Genomic DNA, 23901 nt, shown 5'->3' with positions numbered 1-23901 from the left:
CCGGTCGAAAAGCCCAAGCCAAAGCCGGTAGAAAAACCGAAACCGGTCGAAAAACCTAAGCCGAAAAAAGAGCATAAAGTTCAAAGCAGCGATAGGAATTTAACGGCAAAATTTGACCCCACAAAGCCTATTTCGCTGGGTAGCGGCGGGGGCGGCGGCTCCAGTAGTGCAGGTGGTGGTAGCGACGCTATAACAAGCCGCGGAGATCCTAGCAATAGCGATGTCGGCAAGAAAATTTTCGCCATCATTTCTCGCTACGCGCAGTCGCACTACCCTAAAAATGCGCAACGTATGCGTAAAATCGGCGTCGTAGGCGTGCACTTTACCTATACGGCAAGTGGCGATGTTAAGGGTCTTCGCGTTACGTCTTCTTCTAATGTCGATTCGCTTGATGAGGGCGCGTTAAGCGCGGTCGAGCGCACCAAAGGTAGCTTTCCAAAGGTCGAGAAAGATATGGAATTTAACTTTAGCATAAAATATACGTTAAATTTTAACTAGCCTTAAAGCTTCTACTAAAAACTTCTGCCTGGGCGGTGAAATTTTAAAATTTTACCGCTCTTGCCGCTTTATCTTAGCTCGCAAAATTCCATCTTGGCAAAGTGAAATTTTAAAATCTGTCTCTCTTGCTGTGCTTCTACTGCTCCGCCGCATGAGCTTTTATAAACGGATTGGCGCCGTGAAATTTAAAATTTAAACGGAGAAAATTATGTCTTTTCAAATTTAGCCAAGCAAGCATCTTAAAGCGTTAAAATTTTAAATTTAAGCTGCGAAATTGCTAGGAAATTCCACTGATTTTAATGGAATTTTTACTATAATTTCATATGAAATTTAAAAGATTAAAGGAAATTTATGATAGACGTTTACGACTTGGCGGTGATCGGCGGTGGTCCTTGCGGCATCGCTTCCGTAGTAGAAGCCAAAAGAAACGGGCTTGCGCACGTACTTCTGCTTGAAAAAGGCGACAACCACTCTCAAACGATTAGGCAGTTTTACAAAGATAAAAAGCGCGTCGATAAAGAATATAAGGGCTTTGACAGCGAGACGCGCGGCTCTATTTCGTTTGAAACCGGCACAAAAGAGAGCGTGCTAAATTATTTCGACGAGCTCTTAGATAGCGATGAAATCGATACGAATTTCAAAAGTGAGGTCGAAAAGATCGAAAAGCACGCAGATGAGTTTTATATCACGACTAGCTCGGCTGGATACCGCGCGCGCAACGTCATCGTCGCAATTGGCAGGATGGGCAAGCCTAATAAGCCCGCTTATAAAATTCCGCCTTCAATCACGCAACGGGTAAATTTCAATCTCGATAAATGCACGATCAATGAAAAAATTCTAGTCGTCGGAGGCGGTAACTCAGCTGCGGAATACGCTATAGCGCTATGTAAAACCAATGTCGTGACGCTTTGCTATCGCAAGCCTAAATTTACCCGCCTAAACGAGACGAACGAAAGCGACGTAATGCGCGAGACCAAATACGGCAACATCATCTTGCGCTTAGGTATCGATATAGAGGCTCTTGAGAATGAAAACGGCAAGGTGCTGGTAAAATTTGATAATGGCACCGAGCTCGTATTTGACCGAGTGATCTACGCGATTGGCGGCACGAGCCCGATCGATTTTCTTAAAAAATGCGGCATCGCTTACGACGAAAACGGCGTGCCGATCGTGGATGAAAATCTTCAAACTGCCACTAGTGGGCTTTACGTCGGCGGAGATCTCATCAGCAGAAGTGGTGGATCGATCGTGGTGGCGATAAATCACGCTCATACCATCATCAAAAATATCCGCAGATGAGGCTTTATCAGCCAAAAAAGGGTTATCGCTACACGAGCGATACGATTTTTTTGTGGAATTTTATAAGAAGCTCAGGCGTGCGCAAAGCTGACGCAGCATCGCAAAATGGCTCTTTAGCGCTGGGCTGTGGCGCGGAATTTAAAGACGCGACAGATGGAGGCTTTAATGCGCAGTTTTGCGCCACAAATTACGCAGGCGGCGAAGCGGAATTTTGCGCCGAGGATTGCGCTTTTAGCGAAGAAGAGTCGTATGCCGCTAACCAGAGCATGGAGAACGATCACGATGTTAGCAATACGGACTGCGCTGAACTTAAGGCGGAATTTAAAATGAAATTTCAAGCGGAATTTCAGGAGAAATTTCAAAGCGAGCGCTATAAAAATTCCTATTTTCAAAACGACGAAGCCCAGCATGCTTTAAAGCCTGATATCGCAAGCGGTGAAAATTTTAAATTTTGTGACGAGCAAATCGCGCAGCCTTTAGAATCTAAAAAGACGCACGATAAAGATTTCGCGAGCAAATTTGAAGACGCCAAGGTGCGCGAGGATTTTGCTGCGGAGTGCTTGCGTGACGACTGGTTTGCAGTTTGCGATGAGCGTAGTTTAAAAAGCGCGCTAAATCCGCGAGCGATATACGGCGACGTGCTGGATGTGGGCGCAGGATGTGGAATTTTAGGGCTTTTGCTAAAACGCGATTTTGAGAGCATTAATCTAAGCTTGCTAGAAATTCAAGAGCGAAATTTAGAAATCTTAAGGCTAAATTCTTTGCAAAACGATCTGCCTGCCGAAATTTTGCACGCGGATTTTGCGGAGTTTAAAAGCGAGAAGCGTTTTGACTTTATCGTTTCAAATCCGCCCTTTTATCGAGAGCGCATTTCGCTTAGCAAAGAGCCTCATATGGCGCTTAGTAAGAGCGCAGCAAGCCTTAGCCTACGGGATTTCGTGCGATCTGCGAATGCTCATCTTAAGCCTGGCGGTACACTTATTTTTTGCTACGAGGCAGGCAAGCTAGCTAAAATTTGCGAGCTTTTGGGCGAGTTTAGGCTAAATTTGACGAGGCTTGGTTTTGTCTATCCTGACATTTCAAAGCCCGCTAAACTCGCGCTTTTGCAGGCTCGTAAGAACTCGCGCTCGCCCTGTGAGATCGTCCTTCCGATCTATGCTAGTGCGCACGGAAAGCGCACCGCACAAGCCCACGCGATCTACAAAAGCGCGGATTTAACGAGCGTGGATTATGAGTGAGTTCGGCTTCAGCTTCGATGCGAGCGCGTGCGAGCGCTGCGGCGGTAAGTGCTGCACGGGAGAGAGCGGCTACATCTGGATAGATGAGAATGAGATCGCGGCACTTGCGGTAAAATTTGAAATTTCGCCCGCGGAGCTTAAAAGGACGTATTTGGACAAGATAGGCGCTAGATTTAGCGTAAAAGAAAAGCCCTTTGAAGGCGGTTTAGCGTGCGTGTTTTTTGACGAAGCGCAGCGCAACTGCGGGATTTACGAGCTGCGTCCGAAGCAGTGCCGCAGCTTCCCGTTTTGGGAATATTTTAAAACGCATACTAAAGAATTGGAGGAAGAATGTATCGGGGTAAGGTTTTAAGCGGAATTTTAATCGCGGCGATGATTTTAGCGCCGCAGTATCTAAGTGCGGAAAGTGGGACGAATGCTGCAGCGGCGAAGCAGTCCGTTACGGATAAAAAGGCGTCTGATCGGAATTCCAGCATTGGCACAAAAAACAGTGCAAAAGATGCAATTAAAAAGAGCTTGATAAATCGCGGCGTAAGCGCTAAAAGTATAACCAAAGAAAAGCTAAACCACGCGATGCGAGCGCAAGAAGACGCCGAGCTAAATTTCGATTTGCTTACAGCTTTGGAGCTACTGCATAAAGATCCCGTCGCATCGATGTTTTTATACGAAAAGGCATACAATAAAACGGGCTCGTCCGTTTATCTGCTAGAAGCGCTAAAGACTGCTTTTGCGATCAAAGATCGTAAAAATACGGCGCGCTATTTAAAGCTCGGCGAAAAAAGCCTAAACTCAGACTCCGAGTATCTGCGAGTAAAAATCGGCTACTACTTAGGCATTAAAGATAATCTAAATGCCAATACCGCTGCTCTTAAGCTGGTCACCGTAGATCCGGTTTCGCGTAGTTACGCGATCTTAGCGGCGACATATTATGCGATGGAGAATTTTACTTTAGCCAAAACCTATTTCGAAAAAGCCTATGAGCTAGACAAAACCGACGAAAATCTCATCAGATTATGCGACGTGCTGCTAAATAAACTCGATGATTCGGACGGAGCGATCCGCATCATCGAGACGCACAGGCGCATCTACGGCTGCGCCCAGGGTATGGCGTGCGAGCTGCTAGCTGATGTGTATCGCGCGAATAAGCGCTATTTGGATGTCGCTAAGATCGATGAAGCGCTGTATGAAGCCAAAGGGGATAATAAATTTTTAGACGATATGATAGCGATTTATTACTACTCAAATGACTTTGATAAAATAATCGAGCTTTTGAAGAAATACGACTACAAGCGCGAGCTTCTAATCGATGCCTACGCGCATAAAAAAGACTATAAAACCGCGATTAAAATGGCGCGCGATGAGTTTATGAAGACCAAAAATTACGACTTTTTGGCGATCGAGGCGATCTACGAATATGAAAGTGCGGGCAAAAGCGTGGACGCTAAAACCCTGTCTAGCGTAGTGGCAAAATTTGAAAATATCGCGCCGCAGCTTAAAGACCCCGTGCATCTAAACTACTACGGCTACATCCTAATAGATCACGATTTGGACGTTCGCAAGGGCATCGAGCTCGTCCGCCGCGCTCTACAAAAAGACCCCGACTCGCCGTATTATCTGGACTCGCTTGCCTGGGGATACTACAAGCTTGGCGAGTGCGACAAGGCTAAAAATGAAATGGCTAAGATCAAAGACGCAGAATTTTTTAATTCCCCCGAAGGCAAAGAGCATTTAGAGGCGATCGATGCGTGCGCCGCAGGCACAGGCGTAGCGCCGCAGAATTCTATATCGCAAAACCCCGCTACGATAAAAGGCTCCGCGCCGAAAGATCAGGCGCCGCAAAGCCCGGCAATAAAAACTCCTGCGCCTGATTCCATAAAATCTACGGCGCCCGAAAGCTCTGCGTTAGATTCCGCGCGTCCAAGCTCCGCTGCAACGCGTGATTTAACGCCAAAAGACTCCGCTTCGCAAAATTCTGCTGGGTCTGCAAATTCCATGGTTCAAAACCAGACACCAAATTCTGCGGCGTCTGAAAATTTAGCGACGCCCATAAATTCCGTCGCGCAGAATTCTGCCTCGTCAAGACAAAATTCCGTATCGAGGCAGGATTTTATGCCAGAGCAAAATTCTACGTCGAAAGAGCCCACCGGCTCTAAAATCCAGACACCAAAGCAGTAGCGATGATTTTAGACGAAATTTTAAAACGCACTCGCGAGGATCTCGCGCTTCGCAAAGAAAAGCTGCCCGAGGATCTGCTCGGCCGCTCGCTAAGCGCCAATCCCTATGAGCCGCGTGACGTCATAAGCGCGCTTAGAAGCGACGAGAAGGACCCGCTTCGCATCATCGCCGAGATCAAAAAGGCAAGCCCGAGCAAGGGGATCATCCGCGAGGATTTTGAGCCGCTAAGCCTTGCCGTGGAGTATGAAAATTCAGGTGCGAGCGCCTTTTCGGTGCTTACTGAGCCACATTATTTCAGAGGCGATTTGGAGTTCATTCCGCAGATCCGCCGCTACACTCGCACGCCCATTTTGCGCAAGGATTTCATCGTCGATCGCTATCAGATCCTCGAGGCGCTGGTTTACGGCGCGGATTTTATCCTGCTGATCGCCAAAGCTCTGGAAGGCAAACAGCTAAGAGAGCTGCTTGAGTTTGCCCGCAGGCTGGGGCTTGAGGCGCTGTGCGAGATCCACGATAAGGACGATCTGAAAAAGGCGGTCTTCGCAGGGGCTGATATTATCGGCATCAACCATCGAAATTTAGAGACTTTCGAGGTCGATACGAGCCTGAGCGAGCGGCTAATCCCGCTGATTCCAAACGGCAAGATCATCGTCGCCGAAAGCGGCTTGCACTCGCACGAGCAGCTTTTAAGTTTGCACGAGGCGGGCGTCGATGCGTTTTTGATCGGCGAGCATTTTATGCGCCAAAATGACGTCGGCGCGGCACTGCGCGAGATAAAGCTCGGCGCGGGCGGCAAAATTTAAATTTGGCTCGTTTGATCGCGCAAGCTTAAACCCGAAGCGAGCGGTTAAATTTAGCGAACGGAGCGAAATTTTAAGGCAGTAAATTTTAAAATTCGTAAAATTCGGCGGACTTTAAAATTTAACAGTTCTTTAAATTTAGCGGTTGCGACGCGATCTAATATCACACGCTGCGTAAGCCTCCATGTTGCGCTTTGGCATCGTGAGTTTGTTATTGCGCGCCGTGCGAGCGGCTACGGAGCGAGGTTTAAATTTGCGCTTTGCATAGCTTCGGCAGACCGAGGTTGCGCTTGCGGAATTTGACTGCTTGGGATTGCGTGTTTGCCGTAATGCCCTGCATGTCGTACGCTTACGCAAGCCCGGTCTTGGCGATTATATACGGCGCCGTAAATTTAATCGTAGCTCGCGATCTAAGCCGCCTCGACTGCGATACGCCGCGATTAAACTTCGGCTGTATTACAGCTGTGCCGTGACTGCGCCGCGTTAAATTCTACCGCGTGTTGCGATGGTGATTGCAGCGCAGGTTTGGCACCGCGTACCGTGCCTGTGAGTGCGCCTAAGATTTGTTATAATGCGCCGCGCAAACGGCTACGGTGCGGACTTAGATGCTATGTTTACCGCGCGATGAGTGTCCGCCAAATGTGCACTAACGCCCGCCGCGGGCTTTGATCCGCAAAACGTATATCGCGCAGAGCAAGTGCCTCGCGCGGCCTAGGATTGCAAAGCGGCTCGAGCCCCGCCGCGTGCATAATTCCGCGCGGTGCGAGTAAGCGCAAGACGCGTAAATTTAAAATTTTATGAAATTTAGAAGTTTTAAATTCCAAATTTCATAGAATTTTGCGAAACGCAAATTTTAAAATTCCATAGAATTTTGGAATTTCGGAAAGGAAAAGAGATGGATTATCTTTGCGCCCCTTGGCGAAGCGAGTATTTTACCGAAAAAAGAAGCGGCTGTCCCTTCTGCGACGCGGCGGCGGATGCGGCGTTCGACGATCGCAACGGCGTGCTTTTTCGCGCGCAGCACTGCTTCGGGGTGATGAACCTCTACCCCTATAGCCCGGGCGCGTTTATGGTCATACCCTACGAGCACGCGGATAATATCGAGTGCCTTAGCGACGATGCGTGGGCGGAGATGAGCCGCTACGTGCGCGCCGGAGTGGGGATCTTAAAGCGCACTCTGGGCGCAAACGGCGTAAATATCGGCATGAACCTCGGCGCCGCCGCGGGTGCGGGCATAGCCGAGCACGTGCACTATCATCTCGTGCCGCGGTGGCAGCGCGATACGAATTTCATCACGACGATCGCAAACGTCCGCGTAAACGGCGTTTCGTTCGCCCCGCTTTTTGAGAAGCTAAAGGCGGCTTACGCAGAAATCAAAATTTAAAACGGAGGATTGAGATGATTGTATTTGGAGTAGAAAAAGATGGAAAATGGGGCTTTATAGATCAAGCTGAAAAAGAGATTATTCCTTGTATTTATGATGATATTTCAAGCTTTCGCGAAGGCTTAGTTGCAGTCAAAAAAGATGATAAATGGGGCTTTATAGACAAAACTGGTAAAGAGATTATTCCTTTTATTTATGATTATGCCAGTAACTTTTATGAAGGCGTAGTTATGATCGAAAAAGATGACAAATATGGTCTCATAGATAAAATCGGTAAAGAAGTCATTCCTTGTATTTATGATGATGCTTTATATTTTAGCGAAGGCTTAGCTGCGGCCAAAAAAGATGATAAATATGGCTTCATAGATAAAACAGGTAAAGAAGTTATTCCTTATATTTATGATTATGCTTTATATTTTAGCGAAGGCTTAGCTGCGGCCAAAAAAGATGGCAAATGGGGTTTTATAGATAAAACCGGCAAAGAGGCCATCTGCTTTGTTTATGATCTAGCTTGGTGTTTTAGCGAAGGCTTAGCTGTAGCCGAAAAAGATGGTAAATGTGGCTTTATAGATAAAACTGCCAAAGAGGTCACCCCTTTTGTTTATGATGATTGGTATTTCGATAGGCGAATAATATTTTATGAAGGCTTAACTATGGTTAAAAAATATAACAAATATGGCTTCATAGATAAAACCGGTAAAGAGGTAATCCCTTTTGTTTATGATGAAGTCCGGCATTTTAGTGGAGGTTTGGCTCCAGTCAAAAAAGACAGCAAATGGGGCTTTATAGATAAAACTGGCAAAGAAGTTATTCCTTGTATTTATGATAATGTGAAATCTCATTTAATGGATACTCTATTTGGCATATATGATCAAATTATATATTGCAAAGGATATGTTAAGGTCAAAAAAGACGGCAAATGGGGGCTGCTAGATGATGAGGATAATGAAATTTTAAAGCCGGTTTTTTATGACGAGATAGAACTCGTGAAAGTTTTAAGCGACGACTACGTCAAGATCAATTTAGACGGTCGCGAAACTATCGTTGATAGAAACGGCAAGATAATATCGTAAATTTAAAGGAGAGATGATGGTTAGCGTAGAGCAAGCGATCGAGGATCTGAAAAACGGAAAAATGCTTGTGATGGTCGATGACGTCGATCGCGAGAACGAGGGCGATTTGGTGTTTGCGAGCACCTTTAGCAGCGCACAGAAGGTAAATTTTGCGATCACGCACGCTCGCGGAGTGTTGTGCGTAGCGCTTAGCCCGCAGATTGCGCAGCAGCTAGATCTAAATTTGATGGTCGATAAAAACACCTCGAGCCACGAGACCGCATTTACCGTCACGATCGACGCGAAAGACGCCAAGACGGGCGTAAGCGCGTATGAGCGCAATATGACGATCGAGCTGATGTCGCGCGTGGGCGCGCGCGCGGATGATTTCGTCCGCCCGGGGCATATCTTCCCGCTCATCGCCAAAAGCGGCGGCGTGCTCGCCCGCACGGGGCACACCGAGGGCTCTACGGATCTGTGCCGCTTGGCTGGGCTTTCGCAAAGCGCCGTGATCTGCGAGATCGTCAAAGACGACGGCGATATGGCGCGCAGGGACGATCTGGAAAAATTCTGCGCGCAGCACGATATCAATATGATCTCGGTCGCGCAGATCGTGCAGTACCGCCTAAAACACGAAACTCTCGTTAAATTTAGCGAGCCAAAAAGCGCTCTGCTGTGCGGCGAAGCGGCGAAATTTTACGACGTGAGCGATCACGAGGGCAACGAGCACCGCGCATATATTTTCGGCGAGCCCGAAAAGAGCGCGCAGACGAACGTGAAATTTCATAAAATTTCAAGCGATTTGGAGTTTTTAAGCGATACGAAATTTAACGATTTCATGCGCGATCTGGGCATTTTGCGCAAAGAGGGCGGCGTGCTTTTGATGCTAAAATCCGCGCAAAATCGCGCCGATTTTAAGAGCTTCGGCATCGGAGCGCAAATTTTAGCACATCTGGGCGTTAGAAAAATCAAAATTTTAAGCAAGAGCGAGCCGAAAGACTACGCCGGGCTTAGCGGTTTTGGGATCGACATAGTTTGATAGCTCACATCGATTTGGATAGCTTCTTTGTCTCGGTTGCGAGGCTCGCCGATCCCGCGCTTGCGGGCAAAAAGATCGCAGTCGTCGGAGGCGGCGACGAGGAGATTTTCGGCGGCAAGAGCGAGCTTGGCAGCGTGATTTTAAGCGCGAGCTATGAGGCCAGAGCGGACGGCGTGCACTCGGCTCAGCCCGTAAAACAGGCGCTTGCTTTGTGCCCAAAGCTCATTTTGGTGCGCGCCAGACATGGCGAATACCGAAAAATTTCACGCGAAATTTATGAGTTTTTACTAAACTTTACGCCCGAGATCGAAAAATTTAGCATCGACGAGTTTTTTCTAAATTTACGCGGCACGGCATACGACGCGGACGCGCTGGGCTTTGCTGCGTTTTTGCAAAGCGAGATTATGCGCCGCTTTAGCCTTCCGTGCAGCGTCGGTCTTAGCGAAGCAAAACTGATTGCAAAGCTCGCTACGAGCCTTGCCAAGCCCTTCGGCGTGCGGCAAATTTTAAAATCGCAAATCGCGCGCGAGCTATCCGCCGTGCCGGTAGCGAAATTCCCCGGCATCGGCAAAGCGGCGCAAAAAACGCTCGGCAAATACGGCATCGTAAGCTTCGGCGACGCGCTAGGGCACAGAGAAATTTTTGAAAAGATGGGCGCAAACGGCAGGAAAATTTTCGCAGCCCTTAGCGGCGAGGATGAGGGCGAGGTCGTCTCAAAGCGCGAGCGCAAGAGTATCGGCTTTGGGCGCAGCTTCGCGCCGTGCGCCGATCGGGACGAGCTGCGGCGTAAAATTTTAATTTTGGCGCGCCATTTGGCGGGCGAAGTGCTCGCAAGAGGCCTAAAGCCCGCGACGTATGATCTAAAGATCCGCTACAAATCGCGTGAGGAGTTTTCGCACCAGATCAGCCAGGATAGGGCGTTTAGTTTAAGCTTGCTGAGCGAGACCGCGCTTGAGCTGTTTGAGCTCTGCGACGTGAAAAAAGGCGCGCAGATAATCCACGTAGTGCTAAATCTTTCAAATTTCGGCGGCAGATCGGGCGGCTCGCTACTTTTTGGCGAGATCGATAAAAAGCAGCAGAGCTTAGATCGATCTTTAAGCAGGATTTGGGAAAAATTCGGCATCGAAAAGCTAAAAAAAGCGAGCGAAATTTGATTAAATTTAAAGGAAAAAGATGAAATTAGGCGAGCTATACTCGGTGATCTGCATAATCTTTGCGACGAATTTTAAAGGCGTGATAGATGAGCAGAAGTTGCGCGGCTTGGGCAAAAACTGGATCATCGTAAATAAAAATATCGAGAACAAAAACGGCCACGAGCTTTGGCAGAGGGTGCAGGGCGAGGACTATGCGGCGCTCGGGCGTGATTTTGAGGCGCTAAAAGAGGCGTTTGAGATGGACTTTTTCAAGCTCATAAGCGAAAGCGAAGTGGAGCTATTTTATGAAAAATGCCGCTTCAAAAAGCCTTTTGCGGAGCTTAAAAGCGCTCACGCGGCAAATATGCTAGCGCTGCTTGCCATGATTTTTAAGCAAAACACGGACGCGAAATCGCATAAAATTTTGACGCTATATCTGGCGCAATTTATCATTCCTAGCTTTTCCGCGCTTGCTACGCACGTGCAGATAAACGCTAAAAGCAGCTACTACAAGGCGCTCGGGTGGTTTTTGGCGGATTTTTGCCGCGTGGTTAAAGAGACGCTGGGGCTTGGAATTTAAAATTTAGAACGCGCGCGCTCGGCATTTTTGCATGTTCGGCATAGAAAAGCGCTATGTAGAGATAGGGTTTGGAGCTCGAAATCCTTGAGCTGTAGTCGGTACAGCTCCTGCGGGCGCGACAAGCTAAGCAAGACGGGCGAAATTTATCTGCGTTATCTGTGCGGATGTAAAGTGCCTGCCTTGCTGTTTTGTGCGTCGGCGTTTGTCGTATCGCGCGTCATTTTTGAATTCTGCGCGGCATTCAGTATTTTGCGCATGTGCCGTTCGACGTTTGTTTTGCGCGCACTGCGAGTTTTTCTAGGCGTCCGGTGCTCTCATTTTGCGCCGCCTGCATTAGGGTGCTGCGTGCTTTGTCCGCGTCGCGCCACTTTGCGCTTTGGCGTTTTGCGTGTCGCTTTGTATGTCGTCTGGCATAGTCATTTGGAATTTTACGTGAGGCGCCTTGCGTCCCATCTGGCGTCGTCGCTTGAAATTTCATGCGAGGTGGTCTGTGCATCGTTTGACGCTATCGCTAGGATTTGCGTCTTACGTGTTTCGCGCGTGCGATCGAGCGTTCGAAAACTAAGTTTGGCGCCTAGCACTTGCGCCGCCCTGCGTCTTTTACCGAGCATGCGTCACGCAGCGTCCGATGCGCGCCGTTAAATTTTAAAATTTAAAACAAAGGAAAAATTTGAATTACTGGAACGAAATTTACGCTCACTTTGATCCCGTGGCGTTCAGCGCGTTTGGCATAAACGTGCACTGGTACGGCATTATGTATGTTTTGGCGCTGCTTACGGCGCTATTTATCGCCAAATATTTCGTGCGAAAAGACGGCCTTGACTTCAGCGATAAGATGCTCGATCACTACTTTATCTGGGTCGAAGTGGGCGTCATTTTGGGCGCGCGGTTAGGATACATCGCGATCTATTCGGGCGAGGCGGCGTGGTATTTCAGCCATCCGTGGCAAATTTTTAACCCCTTTCATAACGGCGAGTTCGTGGGTATCCGCGGTATGAGCTATCACGGCGCGGTCGTCGGATTCGTGATCGCGACGGTTTGGTTTTGCAAAAAATTTAAAACCGATATGTGGGCGCTGCTCGATCTCGTGGCACTTAGCGTGCCGATTGGATATTTTTTCGGGCGCGTGGGAAATTTTTTAAATCAGGAGCTTTTCGGGCGCGAAACGACCGAGCCATGGGGGATTTTGGTAGGCGGCACGCTGCGCCATCCAAGCCAGCTTTACGAGGCGGTTTTGGAGGGACTGGTAATTTTCGTGATTTTATTTTTCTACCGTAAATTTAAGAAATTTAACGGCGAGTTGATATGTCTGTATGCGATGCTATACACGGCGTTTAGATTTTTCGTGGAATTTTTTAGGCAGCCGGACGATGGGCTTGGCTTTGTATTTTTAAATTTATCGATGGGGCAAATTTTATCTTTAGTAATGTTTTTGATAGCAGTTTTCTTAAAGCAGTCTTTGAAGAAAAAACTAATTTGCAGAAATTAAATTAATCTAAAGTTAAAAAGTAATATAATCTCTTTACAAAAATGTAAATTTTCGTTTAGCGGGGATTTATAATCATCTTTTTTAAGGAGAACCTATGCTAGGTCGCATTGAAGGCTTTACGGGCAGATCCATAGACGGCAAAAAAAGCCGCATTATGGCTTTGCAAGACGTGGCGCAAAGCATCAGCGGGCTGATTTTGGCCTGTTTTATGCTGTGTCATATGATATTTACCGGCACGATTTTGATCGGTAAGGGCGCGTTTGAGGGCGTCGTACATTTCGCCGAACCGGGCGGAATTTATTTCGTTACAAACATCGTCGCTTTTGTAATTTTTGTGATTTTCGTAGTTCACGCGTTTTTGGCGATGAGAAAATTTCCAGCTAATTACGCCGCTTATAGGGCGTTTAAAGCGCACAAAATGCGAATGAAGCATTGCGATACAACGCTTTGGTGGTTTCAGTTTTGGACGGGATTTTTCCTATTCTTCTTTGCGGCGGCTCATATTTTAATGATCGTATTCGGTCCGAAAATTACTGCAGATCTTGCTATCGCGCGATTCGGACAGCTTCATCTATTTTATTTTGTTTTATTGATTTTCGTAGTAACTCACGCTAGTATTGGAATTTATAGACTTTATATGAAATGGATCAGCATAGACGGCACAAAGGCTGAAATTCAAAGGAAAAGAGCCTTTATTAAAAAAGCGGTTTTTATCGTTTGGGGCGCATTTTTCTTGCTTTCGATAATCGCCGATTTCAAATGGTTAAGTTTAGAATAGGGAGCTTAGGATGAATGTAATATATTGCGATTCTTTAGTTATTGGCGGCGGTTTGGCGGGCTTAAGAGCTGCGATCGCTACCGGCGAGAAGGGGCTTAGCACCATCGTTTTGAGTCTGATCCCCGTTAAGCGCTCGCACTCTGCGGCAGCTCAAGGTGGCATGCAAGCGTCTCTGGGAAATTCCAAAATGAGCGAGGGCGATAACGAGGACGTGCACTTTGCCGATACGGTAAAAGGAAGCGACTGGGGCTGCGATCAGGATGTCGCTAGGATGTTTGCGCAAACGGCGCCTAAGGCGATCCGCGAGCTTGCGGGCTGGGGCGTTCCTTGGACTAGAATTACTAGAGGCGAGCGAAGCGCTATTATCAATGCTCAAAAAACCACGATCACCGAAAAAGATGAGGTTCACGGACTTATCCATAGCCGCGACTTTGGCGGTACGAAAAAATGGCGAACCTGCTATACCGCCGATGCTACGGGACATACGATGCTTTTTGCCGTTGCAAACGAAGCGCTAAAACATAACGTCGATATCCACGATCGCAAGGAAGCGATCGCGCTAATTCACGCAAATAACCGCTGCTATGGCGCAATCGTGCGTGATTTGGTTACCGGCGAAATTAGCGCATACGTATCAAAAGGTACGTTGATCGCTACCGGCGGCTACGGTAGAGTGTATAAACACACCACAAACGCCGTCGTTTGCGAGGGCATCGGCGCAGCTATTGCGCTTGAGACGGGCGTCGCGCAGCTTGGAAATATGGAAGCGGTGCAATTTCACCCGACCCCTATCGTTCCGAGCGGAATTTTACTTACTGAGGGTTGCCGCGGCGACGGCGGAATTTTACGCGATGTGGACGGCTATCGCTTTATGCCGGATTATGAGCCGGAGAAAAAGGAGCTTGCTAGCCGCGACGTCGTAAGCCGTCGCATAATGGAGCATATAAGAAAAGGCAAGGGCGTCAAAAGCCCTTACGGCGAGCACGTTTGGCTTGATATCTCGATCCTCGGACGCGAGCATATCGAGAAAAATTTACGCGACGTGCAAGAAATTTGCGAAATTTTCAACGGCATCGATCCTGCCGACACCGAGGTAATAACCGACGAGCAGGGCAGGAAGCGCGGCAAGGGCTGGGCTCCGATCCTTCCTATGCAGCACTACTCAATGGGCGGCATCAAAACAAAAGCTACGGGCGAGAGTCCGACTTTGGCGGGACTATTCAGCGCTGGTGAGGCTGCGTGCTGGGATATGCACGGCTTTAATCGCTTAGGCGGAAATTCCGTCGCCGAAACCGTCGTCGCAGGAATGATCGTGGGCGAGTATTTTGCTGAGTATTGCCAAGGACACGACGTCGATATCAATACGCACGATATACAAAAATTCGTAGATAAAGAGCAAAACTATATGAAAAGCCTGCTTGAAAAAGAGGGTAAATTTAACGTATTCGAGATTAAAAACAAGATGAAAGACGTTATGTGGGAGCACTGCGCGATCTTCCGTACCGGCGAGGGATTAGCCAAAGCCGTAAAAGAGCTCGAGGAGCTTTACAAGCAGTCCTTGGACGTCAAAGTAAGCAATAAAGAGCTTTTCGGAAATCCTGAGCTTGAGGAGGCTTACCGCGTACCGAAGATGCTAAAGCTTGCGCTTTGTATCGCCAAGGGTGCGCTTGATCGCACCGAAAGCCGCGGCGCACACTTCCGCGAGGATTATCCGAAACGCGACGATCTAAACTGGCTAAAACGAACGCTTGCAAACTGGAAAGAGGGCGATACTATGCCTACTCTAAGCTACGAGCCGCTTGATATTATGAAGATGGAGATGCCGCCTGCATTCCGCGGATACGGCGCCAAAGGCAATATCATCGAGCATCCAGACAGCGCCGTGCGCCAAAAAGAGGTCGATGAAATTCGCGAGAAAATGCAAGCCGAGGGCAAAGGCAGATATGAAATTCAAGAGGCATTGATGCATTATGAATTGCAGCCAAAATATAAAGCACCTAACGAAAGAGCAGGTATAGGATATGAGTAGAAAAATAACAATAAAGGCATTTAAGTATAATCCGCTAAGCAAAATTTCAAAGCCGCACTTCGCTACTTACGAGCTTGAAGAGACCGACGGAATGACGCTGTTTATCGCGCTTAACGTGATTCGTGAGAAATTTGATCCCGAGCTAAGCTTCGATTTCGTTTGCCGCGCGGGTATCTGCGGCAGCTGCGGTATGCTCGTAAATGGCAAGCCGCAACTTGCGTGCCGCACGCTTACCAAGGACTATCCGGACGGCGTGATCGAGCTTATGCCACTTCCGGTTTTCAAACTGCTAAAAGATCTAAGCGTCGATACGGGCAACTGGATGAACGCGATGAGCAAACGCGTAGAGAGTTGGATCCACACCGACCACGAGACCGATATCTCCAAGCTTGAGGAGAAAGTCGAGCCGGAGGTCGCGCAGGAGGTTTTCGAGCTGGATCGCTGCATCGAGTGCGGTATCTGCGTAGCTGCATGCGGCGTAGCGATAATGCGAAAGGATTATATTGGCGCCGTCGGTATTAACCGCGTAGCGCGCTTTCAGATCGATGCGCTGGATAAACGCAGCGACGCCGATTTTTACGAGCTGATCGGCGATGATGACGGAGTATTTGGCTGTATGACACTGCTAGGCTGCGAGGATCACTGCCCTAAGCATCTTCCGCTTCAAAGCAAAATCGCCTATGTCCGCCGCAAGCTTGCCGCTCAGGGCAAATGCGGCTGCGGCAAATAAAATTTAAGCGGGTTTTTCCCGCTTAAATTTATCTTCCAATTTTATAAATTTTACCTCGATAGACAAATTCCAAAATGCTTGGGTCAGGCAAGTGAAGTAGCTTTAAATTTAATACTATCCCAAGCGACAGAGAAGTAAAATACAAAATCGCTTAAGATCGCTAGCGAGGGATAAGGATGAACGAAGCAAAGCCCAAAGAGTTAAAGAAAATTCTAAATGAACGACGTCAAAATGTGGAGCAGAGCTCTGGAAATAGTTTTAATCTTGAAAGCTTAAAATGCCCAATTCAAATAAGCGGAATCTGGAACTAAAAAATTGTCTAGAAATTTTAATGATAGAAATTCCAATATAAATATGAAGACCCATTGTAAAAAAGAGTTAATAATAAAGGATTTTAGTGCTTTAATAGGTTTTTTTCCAATTTTGTATATTAATATTGATCATAATACTTTCTCAAACAGGAATGTTGTCTAATTTTGGTATTGAAAAATTTTCCGAATCAGAAGATTCTTATTTTTTCATTATTTTTTGCACTATTATTCCATTTATTAGAATTATTGAGCGCGATAAACCATTTAATAGGCGCTTTATAATTTTTAACGAAAAATTTATTTCGGTAGAAGCCGAAGGAATAAAAATCTTCCGAATAAATCTAGATGAAATTATTAAGATATCTAAAAATATGGATACTAGGACTTCTACACCAGAATATTTTCCAATTTCAAAAGAACTCTTCTATTTCTGTATATTCGCTACCATAATAACAATGATCTTATTTGTTTTTAAAGACTTTATAGTTGTATTTATATTGTTGGCCACAATATTCATTCTTCCAAAGAATTTAATTTGTACTGTAATTGGCGGCTTGGAAGCAAACAAAATATATGATCGTTTGGCAATATATTCTAAAGATGGCATCATAATAAATATTTTTATAAATTCCAATAAAGATTATTCGGAATTAAGGAGATACTTTTTATTACATAAGAGTATTAATATAGATAATGTTAGAAAAGAATTTATGATATTTCACAAGGAGTTTAAACATGGATAAGAGAGAATTAAATGCGCAAATTGAGCTTGATCGCGCAGAAAAAGAATTTGTAAAATTTAAAGATAGTGCTCTGCTATTTTGTAATATAATTGAAGCTATGTTTCGTAAATTTAATATCCACTTAAGCTACAAAAGGCAAAATAGGCAAGCTTTCGAAATCGCTAGTGAGGGATAAGGATGAACGAAGCAAAGCTCGAAGAGCTAAAGAAAATTCTAAACGAACGACGTCAAAATTTAGAGCAAGGCTCGCAAGAAGATTTTAATGCTCAAAATTCTGATGCCTTAAATTTTGATACTTCAGAATCCGATACCTCAAATTCAAATGCTTCAAATTTCAATGCCTCAGATTTAAATATTACAAATTCCAAGGCTTTAAATTCTAATGATCAAAATTCAGACGGTCTAAATTTAAACATGGAGCGCGATAGAAAATTTCAAAATTTAGATCCAAACAATGCTACTTTATTTAAAAATTCTAAGGCTAGAGACTACAACAAAGATCCGATAGTAATCAAAAATTATGAAAAGTTTTTTGTTTATGCCCATCTTCTTGTATTTCTTCAGGTATCAGGTCTTCTAATATCTTTTATTTGGGATATTGTAGATTTTGGGCATATATATGTAGACGATTATTTAGAAGCCTGTATAATGATATTACTAATCTCCGTTATTACATATATCTTTACCGCGATACGCAATAAACGCGAAATAAGATTTACCGATCAATATATAGAATTTTTAGATAAAGGGGTCGTTAAAAGGCAGTGCAAGGTGGAAAAGGATAAATTATGCAAAAACTTTTCCACGCAAAATTTTAGAACCCCATCTTTTATAGTGTTGGCTATATTTTGTGTCGGCTCGTTAGGTTTTTTCTTTGTATTTTTGCTTTGCATGTATGTGGCGAATATATTTATAAAATTCGTCGTGTATTTTTGCATAAATAAAGGCATAAAAGGATTTAAAATTTTTCCATTTATAAAAGTAGATGAGCCGTGGCATGGCGGATATTTATATTATTCCGTTGTCGTATCGGCACACTACTATTTGATTTATTTGTATAGCAGTGAAATTTACGACGAAGTTAGAGAGTATTTTCTACAGAAAAATATAAATATAGACTATATTAAAAAGGACTATACGGTTTTTATCTAGGAGGATATGCGAAGGGGCGGTAAATTTAAAACTAAAATTTCAATATTTTATGGTAGCCGCCACTAAATTTCGTAGCGATACCGAGTGCAAATACGGCGTAATTTTAGCGCTAAATTTTATGCGTAGAAGCGCTTGTTGAAATTCTAACCGCCTGTCGCTGGAATAAAATTTCGTCGGTAGAATTTCGCCTCTGCGATATTTCTACGCGGAATTCTATCGGTAAAATTTCGAAGGCAAAAATTTTGCGCCTTACCCTCTTAAATCTCGCCCTGCGAATTCCGCTCAAGCGAAATTACCTTGTGAAATTCCGTCTGTTTATATTCGGCTAAGTTCACACTCGGTAGTATTTGTCATTTTATTTGCGGAGGTTGCTTTGAAAGAGATAAAATCCAAGCTCATCATAGCGTGTTTGGTTGTTTCGGCAGGCGTATTTTTCTTGATCGTAGGCGGTGCATTTATGGACAGATCCGAAACTCAGCCCGCGCAAAATTCCACGGTGAGTCGCGCCACAACCTCCGGCAACTCCTCCAATCGGCCGCTAACGGACGAGGATCGCGCCGCAATAGCAAGGTACCGGTACGAAAGGCTGGGCGCCGAGTTAGATTTGGACGAATGCGTAGTGCATGGCGATGAGCGAATGGAGTATTTCTGCAAGCTTTTGCGCTCCAAGGACACTGCGCGTATTTTGGCATTTATGCGAGAGCAGCGCATCACTGCGGGCGATCCGCTGCATTTTGGCATAACGGCGATAATGTATTCTAGCTTTTACAACGATGCAAACACCACCGAGGAGCTGATATATCACGGAGCGGATATCAACCGCACGGACGATTTTTCTCATTCGGCGCTAAGCTATGCTATCGAAAATAACTCTACCGCCGCCGCGGAAGTTCTACTTAAGCATGGAGCTAGCTTTTCTAGCGTTAAATATGTTCGTCCGTGGCTTGCGACTCCGGGATGCTGCGATGCCTATTTGGTCGCCGATACTAGCGATGCGCAGGTAAGGGAATATTACGAAACGCCTAAAAGCGAGGGTACTAGCGCGGTATCTGATCCGCTCTATTACGCCGTAGCGGGTGGATTTTTGCAGATGACGGAGCTTATGCTTAGTAGCGGCGTAAGACCTGAGATTACCGCTTGGACGGACGATCATTGTATTGCTTTTACGCTCAAGCACCGCAAAGATGAGCGGCAGCCGAACTGCTCCATCTATCAGATGCTACCGCAGCGATATGACGCAAGTATGCTAAATCTGCTGCTTAAATACGATTTGGCAGGGCTTCCGGGCGATGAGCGTATTCGAAAAAAATACGATGACTGCCGTAAGGATTTGGATACGTTGAGGAAGTATAAGAAAATATACCTAGAGCATATGGATGATTATTGTTACGATGAGATTATTTTGGATTGGAGCTGGTTGGATAGCTTTAATTATGATATAGTTAGGTTTATTATGACGGAGCGCTCAAAGGATTGGGAAAAGGGTGCAATCGGGTTTAACAGAGGTTCGCTGCCCGATCTTAATAGATGCGGCTCAGTAACACCCAATACGGCGCTACTTGGTATCTACGATACGCTTATAAAGCGCTATTCCGCGCTCTGCGGCGATGAGCTTAATGGCGCGAGCGGCTTTGATCTGGATAAATTTTTTAGATATTCGCACTTAAAAGGCTTGGAATTTGATCTTAAAATAGAGTATGAGGGCAAGGTGATAAGAGTGGAGGAGTATGATAAAATTTTAAGGCGCGATGCGTCTAAGCAGCTAGGGCAAGCGAGATCCAAGACTGCAGATACCGCGTCTGTTCATGAGTAAATTCTATAAAATTTACAGACGCGATTATCGGCTTCGCGGTTGCTGTGTATCTTGCAAAATTCTACAAATTACGCTGATTTAAAATTTGCGTCGTTTTGCTTTGTAAAACGCATGGAATTTTGTCGCCATGACGCAAGCGGTTTGCAAAATTCCGGCACGTATGTAAATTTTAAAAATTCCAAGAGTTGCGGCGCGTTAAATTATATAAATTTAGGCGTTAAAATTATACCGATATAGACACCCGCGAAATTCGCCGCTTAAAATTTCGCGCTACAAATTCTTAAATTCTATCTCCAGTTGCTTGCGCCAGTCTTGTAGCGAGCGCTCTGCGCCCGTGGCGTATTTTTCGATAAGCGCGTCCGTTTTATTTAGAAACTCAAATAGCTTGCCCTCCCATACGGCGGGATTTAGGTTGCTTTGATGCATCGTTTTGATATAGACTAGCTCCTTACTAAGAACCTCAAGCTCGTCTAGATAGCTCTCGCGAGCGCTTTCGTCGCGCAGCTCGAGCCGCTTTAGAGCTCGCAGTTTGTCCTCCAAAATATCGCAAAATTTCATATACCTTTGCGAGCTAAGCTCGGGATCTGCGGCGTCTGCACGCGCGGAAGCCTTTTGGACCTGAAAATACACGAGCGCGCCCACCGCAAGGGCGACTGCGAACATCAAAGCGAAATTAGCCATTTTTTCTCCTTAAGCCGTCCAAGCCCACGACCGCGAGCCCGAACCAAATTAGCGAAAAGCTTAAAATTTTGTAAGTCTCAAGCTCCTCGCCGTAGATAAATACGGCGATCAGCATGCTCATGCTAGGGCTGATGTACTGCATAAAGCCGATCGTGGATAACGGCAGATACTGCGTGCTTACGGCGAAGGTAAGCAGCGGCAAAATAGTAATCAGTCCGCTTGCAAACAGCAGCGCGCCGTTTGCGCTGAAGCCGAAAGCGCCGCTTCCTTTCAGCGCGCAGTAGATCAGAAACGCAAGCGCAGGCAGCAGCATCAGCGCCGTCTCGCAAAACAGCCCCTCAAAGCTAGGCACTTTTACTTTTTTGCGTATGAGCCCGTAAAATGCAAAGCTAAGCGGCAGCACGAGCGAGATTATGGGAAGCCTGCCTAGCGCGTAAATTTGCACGCCGATAGCCGCAAAGGCTAGCAGCAGGGAAAGCTTCGCCGCCGTACTTAGCCGTTCGTGCAGAAACAAAGCGCCCAAAAGCACCGAAAATAGCGGATTTATAAAATATCCGAGGCTGGTGGCTAAAATTTGATCGGAATTTACCGCGTAGATATAAATGCCCCAGTTCGTGCTGATAAGTAGTCCCGTACAAAGCAGAGTGAGAGCGATTTTAGGGGTGCTAAGAAGGCGCGCGACGTTTTTTAAACGGTGCGTAAAGCAGAGAAAAACGAGCAGTAGTAGGAAGGACCAAACGACGCGATGCGCTAAAATTTGCACCGCATCCACGTCCTTTATGAGCTTAAAAAATATCGGGAAAACGCCCCACATAAAAAAGGTCGCAAATGCAAGCATTAGTCCTTTAGTGCGATCGTTTTCCATAAAATTCCTTCCAAATTGCCTAAAGGCGCTATTTTAAGATTTTTTGGGTTAATAAAAGCTTATTTGGGTATAATCGCAAGATTTAGGAAATTTAAGGAGTGGATATGAGTTGGAGTAGGACGTCGTGGAAAGATTATAAAATTTTACAGCAGCCGATTTATCAGGATGAAAGTGCGGTGCAGGCCGCTAAGGAGCGCCTTTACAAGTTGCCGCCGTTAATTTTTGCGGGCGAGGTTCGCAACCTAAAGGCCGAGCTCGCGCGCGCCAGCGAGGGCAAGTCGTTTTTGCTTCAAGGCGGCGATTGCGCGGAGAGCTTTAATGATTTTAGCGCGAATAATATCCGCGATATGTTTAAGGTAATGCTTCAAATGGCAATAATTCTTACTTTTGCAGCGGGGCGCCCCGTCGTTAAGGTAGGTCGTATCGCAGGGCAGTTCGCAAAGCCGCGCAGTAGCGATTTCGAGGAGATTGGCGGCGTGAGTTTGCCTAGCTACCGCGGCGACATAATCAACGGCTTTGAGTTTAACGAAGCGGCGCGCAAGCCGGATCCTGCGCGCATGATCGAGGCGTATCATCAAAGCGCTTCGACGCTGAATCTGCTCCGCGCCTTTTCTCGCGGCGGTCTTGCGAACCTGCACGAGGTGCATAAGTGGAATTTGGGCTTTTTGAAAAAGGGCGAGCTGGAGGCTAAATTTAACGAGCTGAGCGATGAAATTTCGCGCACGCTTAAATTTATGGAGGCATGCGGACTGAGCGCCGCAAATTCCCCGAGCCTTGCCGAGACGGTGCTTTACACCTCGCACGAGGCGCTGCTGCTGCACTATGAGGAGTGTCTGACGCGCATCGACAGCACCAGCGGCGATTGGTACGATTGCTCGGCGCACATGCTTTGGATCGGCGAGCGCACGCGCGGCGCGGACGATGCGCACGTACATTTTTTAAGCGGTATCAAAAACCCTCTCGGCGTCAAGATCGGCCCTAGCGGCACTGCGGATGAAATTTTGCGCCTTTGCGACAAGCTCAATCCGCAAAACGAAGCAGGCAGGCTAAACGTCATCATCCGCATGGGCGCGGATAAGATCGGCGCGCGGCTGCCGCAAATTTTACGCGAGATAAAGCGCGAGGGCAGGGCGATCCTATACAGCATAGACCCGATGCATGGCAACACCGTCAAGGCCGCGAACGGCTACAAAACGCGCGAATTTTCTAAAATTTTAAGCGAGGTTCAGAGCTTTTTTGAGATCCATGCCGCGGAGGGCACGCACGCGGGCGGCATCCATCTTGAGATGACCGGTCAAAACGTCACCGAGTGCACGGGCGGCTCATTTAACGTGACGCAAGAGACGCTAAAACAGCGCTACGAAACGCAGTGCGATCCGCGCCTAAACGCAGATCAGGCGCTAGAGCTTGCGTTTTTGCTCGCCGATAATCTAAAAAAGGCGGACTAATCCCGCTTTTAAATTTTATCCGCATGCGGCTTTGCCGGCCTCTCTTTTGCAGAGGCCTTGCAAGCTTTTATGCTATCAAATTTAGTTCGTTTGCTTTATGATTTAAAATTTTGTTTTGCATGGACTTTGAAACTTTTAGCGAGTTAAATTTGGCCCCATAGGCTTTTGCGGCTTAAAATTTTTAATGCGCTCTGCATGAAATTTTAAAATTTTATCGCCGTGGAATTTTAAAAATTTATCACCAAATTTTCGGCTCGCGGAATTTTATTTCTAAATTTTATTGCGCAATTCTATTGCTGGTTGGAATTTAATCGCAGGTTGGAGCTTTAACGAGAGTCGGCGCTACGACTGCGCTTTGTGTTTTAAATTTAATCGTATCTTGGCGCGGGCGATTAAAACACAGCTATAAATACGGGGCGGCTTTGGACACAGCCTTAGAGCGGTCAAAATATATACAATTAAAATTTATACTTAGCGCTAAAACGTAAGCCGCGTAAGCCCGCCGCCAAAATACAAGCAATTGAAAATTTTTGCGGCGTCGCGCCGCGATAAAATTCCACTTTGCAGAGACTTGCGAACTTCTTGGCGGCTAAATTTATCTTCGCGGGCTTACCGGCTTAAAATTTTAAATCCGCATTGTATGAAATTTTAAAATTTACACCGC

At 46.3% G+C, this 23901-nt stretch carries 24 protein-coding genes; 21 read left to right on the top strand and 3 right to left on the bottom strand.

Features of this window, described 5'->3' with window-relative positions; genetic code table 11:
- The 12 genes from Q0135_RS03860 to Q0135_RS03805 form a co-directional block, all read left to right on the top strand.
- Positions 1 to 498 (top strand): energy transducer TonB (locus tag Q0135_RS03860; protein WP_297988401.1); only part of this gene is annotated, 498 nt, incomplete at its 5' end.
- 351 nt (positions 499 to 849) lie between these two features.
- A complete protein-coding gene (locus Q0135_RS03855; protein WP_297897124.1) occupies positions 850 to 1797 on the top strand; it encodes an NAD(P)-binding domain-containing protein in 948 nt (315 codons plus the stop codon).
- Entirely contained in the window at positions 1794 to 3035 is a 1242-nt protein-coding gene (locus Q0135_RS03850; protein WP_297988398.1) for a methyltransferase, read from the top strand. Before Q0135_RS03855 ends, Q0135_RS03850 begins: the two co-directional genes overlap by 4 nt.
- On the top strand, positions 3028 to 3387 hold the full coding sequence (locus tag Q0135_RS03845; protein ID WP_297988395.1) for a YkgJ family cysteine cluster protein: 360 nt from the start codon (positions 3028 to 3030) through the stop codon (positions 3385 to 3387). The genes Q0135_RS03850 and Q0135_RS03845 overlap by 8 nt, the downstream gene beginning before the upstream one ends.
- Positions 3366 to 5210 carry a hypothetical protein gene (locus Q0135_RS03840; RefSeq protein ID WP_297988393.1) on the top strand — a complete coding sequence of 615 codons (1845 nt, stop codon included), beginning with the start codon at positions 3366 to 3368 and terminating at the stop codon, positions 5208 to 5210. The genes Q0135_RS03845 and Q0135_RS03840 overlap by 22 nt, the downstream gene beginning before the upstream one ends.
- 2 nt (positions 5211 to 5212) lie before the next feature.
- Positions 5213 to 6013: an indole-3-glycerol phosphate synthase TrpC gene (gene trpC / locus Q0135_RS03835; protein ID WP_297988391.1), complete on the top strand. Its 801-nt coding sequence runs from the start codon at positions 5213 to 5215 to the stop codon at positions 6011 to 6013.
- 287 nt (positions 6014 to 6300) lie between these two features.
- The gene (locus Q0135_RS03830) at positions 6301 to 6483 is read left to right on the top strand and encodes a hypothetical protein (RefSeq protein WP_297988390.1); all 183 of its coding nucleotides are present in this window, start codon (positions 6301 to 6303) and stop codon (positions 6481 to 6483) included.
- Positions 6484 to 6905: 422 nt separating this feature from the next.
- Positions 6906 to 7394 carry an HIT domain-containing protein gene (locus Q0135_RS03825; RefSeq protein WP_291936177.1) on the top strand — a complete coding sequence of 163 codons (489 nt, stop codon included), beginning with the start codon at positions 6906 to 6908 and terminating at the stop codon, positions 7392 to 7394.
- 14 nt (positions 7395 to 7408) lie between these two features.
- Positions 7409 to 8467 (top strand): WG repeat-containing protein, encoded by a 1059-nt coding sequence (locus Q0135_RS03820; protein WP_297988388.1) that lies wholly within the window; start codon positions 7409 to 7411, stop codon positions 8465 to 8467.
- Between the two features lie 16 nt (positions 8468 to 8483).
- Positions 8484 to 9485 carry a bifunctional 3,4-dihydroxy-2-butanone 4-phosphate synthase/GTP cyclohydrolase II gene (locus Q0135_RS03815; RefSeq protein WP_297988386.1) on the top strand — a complete coding sequence of 334 codons (1002 nt, stop codon included), beginning with the start codon at positions 8484 to 8486 and terminating at the stop codon, positions 9483 to 9485.
- Positions 9482 to 10639 (top strand): DNA polymerase IV, encoded by a 1158-nt coding sequence (locus tag Q0135_RS03810; RefSeq protein WP_297988383.1) that lies wholly within the window; start codon positions 9482 to 9484, stop codon positions 10637 to 10639. Before Q0135_RS03815 ends, Q0135_RS03810 begins: the two co-directional genes overlap by 4 nt.
- 19 nt (positions 10640 to 10658) lie before the next feature.
- Complete coding sequence (locus tag Q0135_RS03805; protein ID WP_297903578.1) at positions 10659 to 11198, top strand: hypothetical protein; 540 nt, start codon at positions 10659 to 10661, stop codon at positions 11196 to 11198.
- 428 nt (positions 11199 to 11626) lie between these two features.
- Here Q0135_RS03805 and Q0135_RS03800 read toward each other — a convergent pair whose 3' ends face one another.
- Positions 11627 to 11779 carry a hypothetical protein gene (locus tag Q0135_RS03800; protein ID WP_297988381.1) on the bottom strand — a complete coding sequence of 51 codons (153 nt, stop codon included), beginning with the start codon at positions 11777 to 11779 and terminating at the stop codon, positions 11627 to 11629.
- Between the two features lie 89 nt (positions 11780 to 11868).
- Between Q0135_RS03800 and lgt the strand changes: the two genes are divergently transcribed.
- The 8 genes from lgt (at position 11869) to Q0135_RS03760 (ending at position 20243) form a co-directional block, all read left to right on the top strand.
- Entirely contained in the window at positions 11869 to 12687 is an 819-nt protein-coding gene (gene lgt / locus Q0135_RS03795; RefSeq protein WP_297988379.1) for a prolipoprotein diacylglyceryl transferase, read from the top strand.
- Positions 12688 to 12781: 94 nt separating this feature from the next.
- Positions 12782 to 13465: a fumarate reductase cytochrome b subunit gene (locus Q0135_RS03790; RefSeq protein ID WP_297950455.1), complete on the top strand. Its 684-nt coding sequence runs from the start codon at positions 12782 to 12784 to the stop codon at positions 13463 to 13465.
- Between the two features lie 10 nt (positions 13466 to 13475).
- A complete protein-coding gene (locus Q0135_RS03785; protein WP_297964182.1) occupies positions 13476 to 15494 on the top strand; it encodes a fumarate reductase flavoprotein subunit in 2019 nt (672 codons plus the stop codon).
- Positions 15487 to 16224, top strand: a complete 738-nt coding sequence (locus Q0135_RS03780) for a fumarate reductase iron-sulfur subunit (RefSeq protein ID WP_297988377.1) — start codon at positions 15487 to 15489, stop codon at positions 16222 to 16224. Before Q0135_RS03785 ends, Q0135_RS03780 begins: the two co-directional genes overlap by 8 nt.
- Positions 16225 to 16690: 466 nt before the next feature.
- The gene (locus Q0135_RS03775; protein ID WP_297988376.1) at positions 16691 to 17278 is read left to right on the top strand and encodes a hypothetical protein; all 588 of its coding nucleotides are present in this window, start codon (positions 16691 to 16693) and stop codon (positions 17276 to 17278) included.
- Complete coding sequence (locus tag Q0135_RS03770) at positions 17271 to 17453, top strand: hypothetical protein (RefSeq protein WP_297964186.1); 183 nt, start codon at positions 17271 to 17273, stop codon at positions 17451 to 17453. Before Q0135_RS03775 ends, Q0135_RS03770 begins: the two co-directional genes overlap by 8 nt.
- Positions 17454 to 17455: 2 nt before the next feature.
- Positions 17456 to 18430, top strand: coding sequence for a hypothetical protein (locus tag Q0135_RS03765; RefSeq protein WP_297988374.1), 975 nt, complete (start codon positions 17456 to 17458; stop codon positions 18428 to 18430).
- Positions 18431 to 18803: 373 nt separating this feature from the next.
- Positions 18804 to 20243 carry an ankyrin repeat domain-containing protein gene (locus tag Q0135_RS03760; RefSeq protein ID WP_297988372.1) on the top strand — a complete coding sequence of 480 codons (1440 nt, stop codon included), beginning with the start codon at positions 18804 to 18806 and terminating at the stop codon, positions 20241 to 20243.
- 270 nt (positions 20244 to 20513) lie between these two features.
- Here Q0135_RS03760 and Q0135_RS03755 read toward each other — a convergent pair whose 3' ends face one another.
- Both Q0135_RS03755 and rarD read right to left on the bottom strand, forming a co-directional pair.
- Positions 20514 to 20924 carry a hypothetical protein gene (locus tag Q0135_RS03755; RefSeq protein WP_297988369.1) on the bottom strand — a complete coding sequence of 137 codons (411 nt, stop codon included), beginning with the start codon at positions 20922 to 20924 and terminating at the stop codon, positions 20514 to 20516.
- The gene (gene rarD, locus Q0135_RS03750) at positions 20917 to 21789 is read right to left on the bottom strand and encodes an EamA family transporter RarD (RefSeq protein WP_297988366.1); all 873 of its coding nucleotides are present in this window, start codon (positions 21787 to 21789) and stop codon (positions 20917 to 20919) included. The genes Q0135_RS03755 and rarD overlap by 8 nt, the downstream gene beginning before the upstream one ends.
- A gap of 104 nt (positions 21790 to 21893) precedes the next feature.
- On the opposite strand from rarD, the gene Q0135_RS03745 reads away from it, so the two are divergent.
- On the top strand, positions 21894 to 23237 hold the full coding sequence (locus tag Q0135_RS03745; RefSeq protein WP_297988364.1) for a class II 3-deoxy-7-phosphoheptulonate synthase: 1344 nt from the start codon (positions 21894 to 21896) through the stop codon (positions 23235 to 23237).
- Positions 23238 to 23901: the final 664 nt, after the last annotated feature.

It is taken from the genome of uncultured Campylobacter sp. (assembly GCF_937981295.1).
Taxonomy (GTDB): domain Bacteria; phylum Campylobacterota; class Campylobacteria; order Campylobacterales; family Campylobacteraceae; genus Campylobacter_B.
The sequence above is the reverse complement of the archived record's forward strand: the minus strand, read 5'-3'. Positions and strand labels throughout refer to the sequence as shown.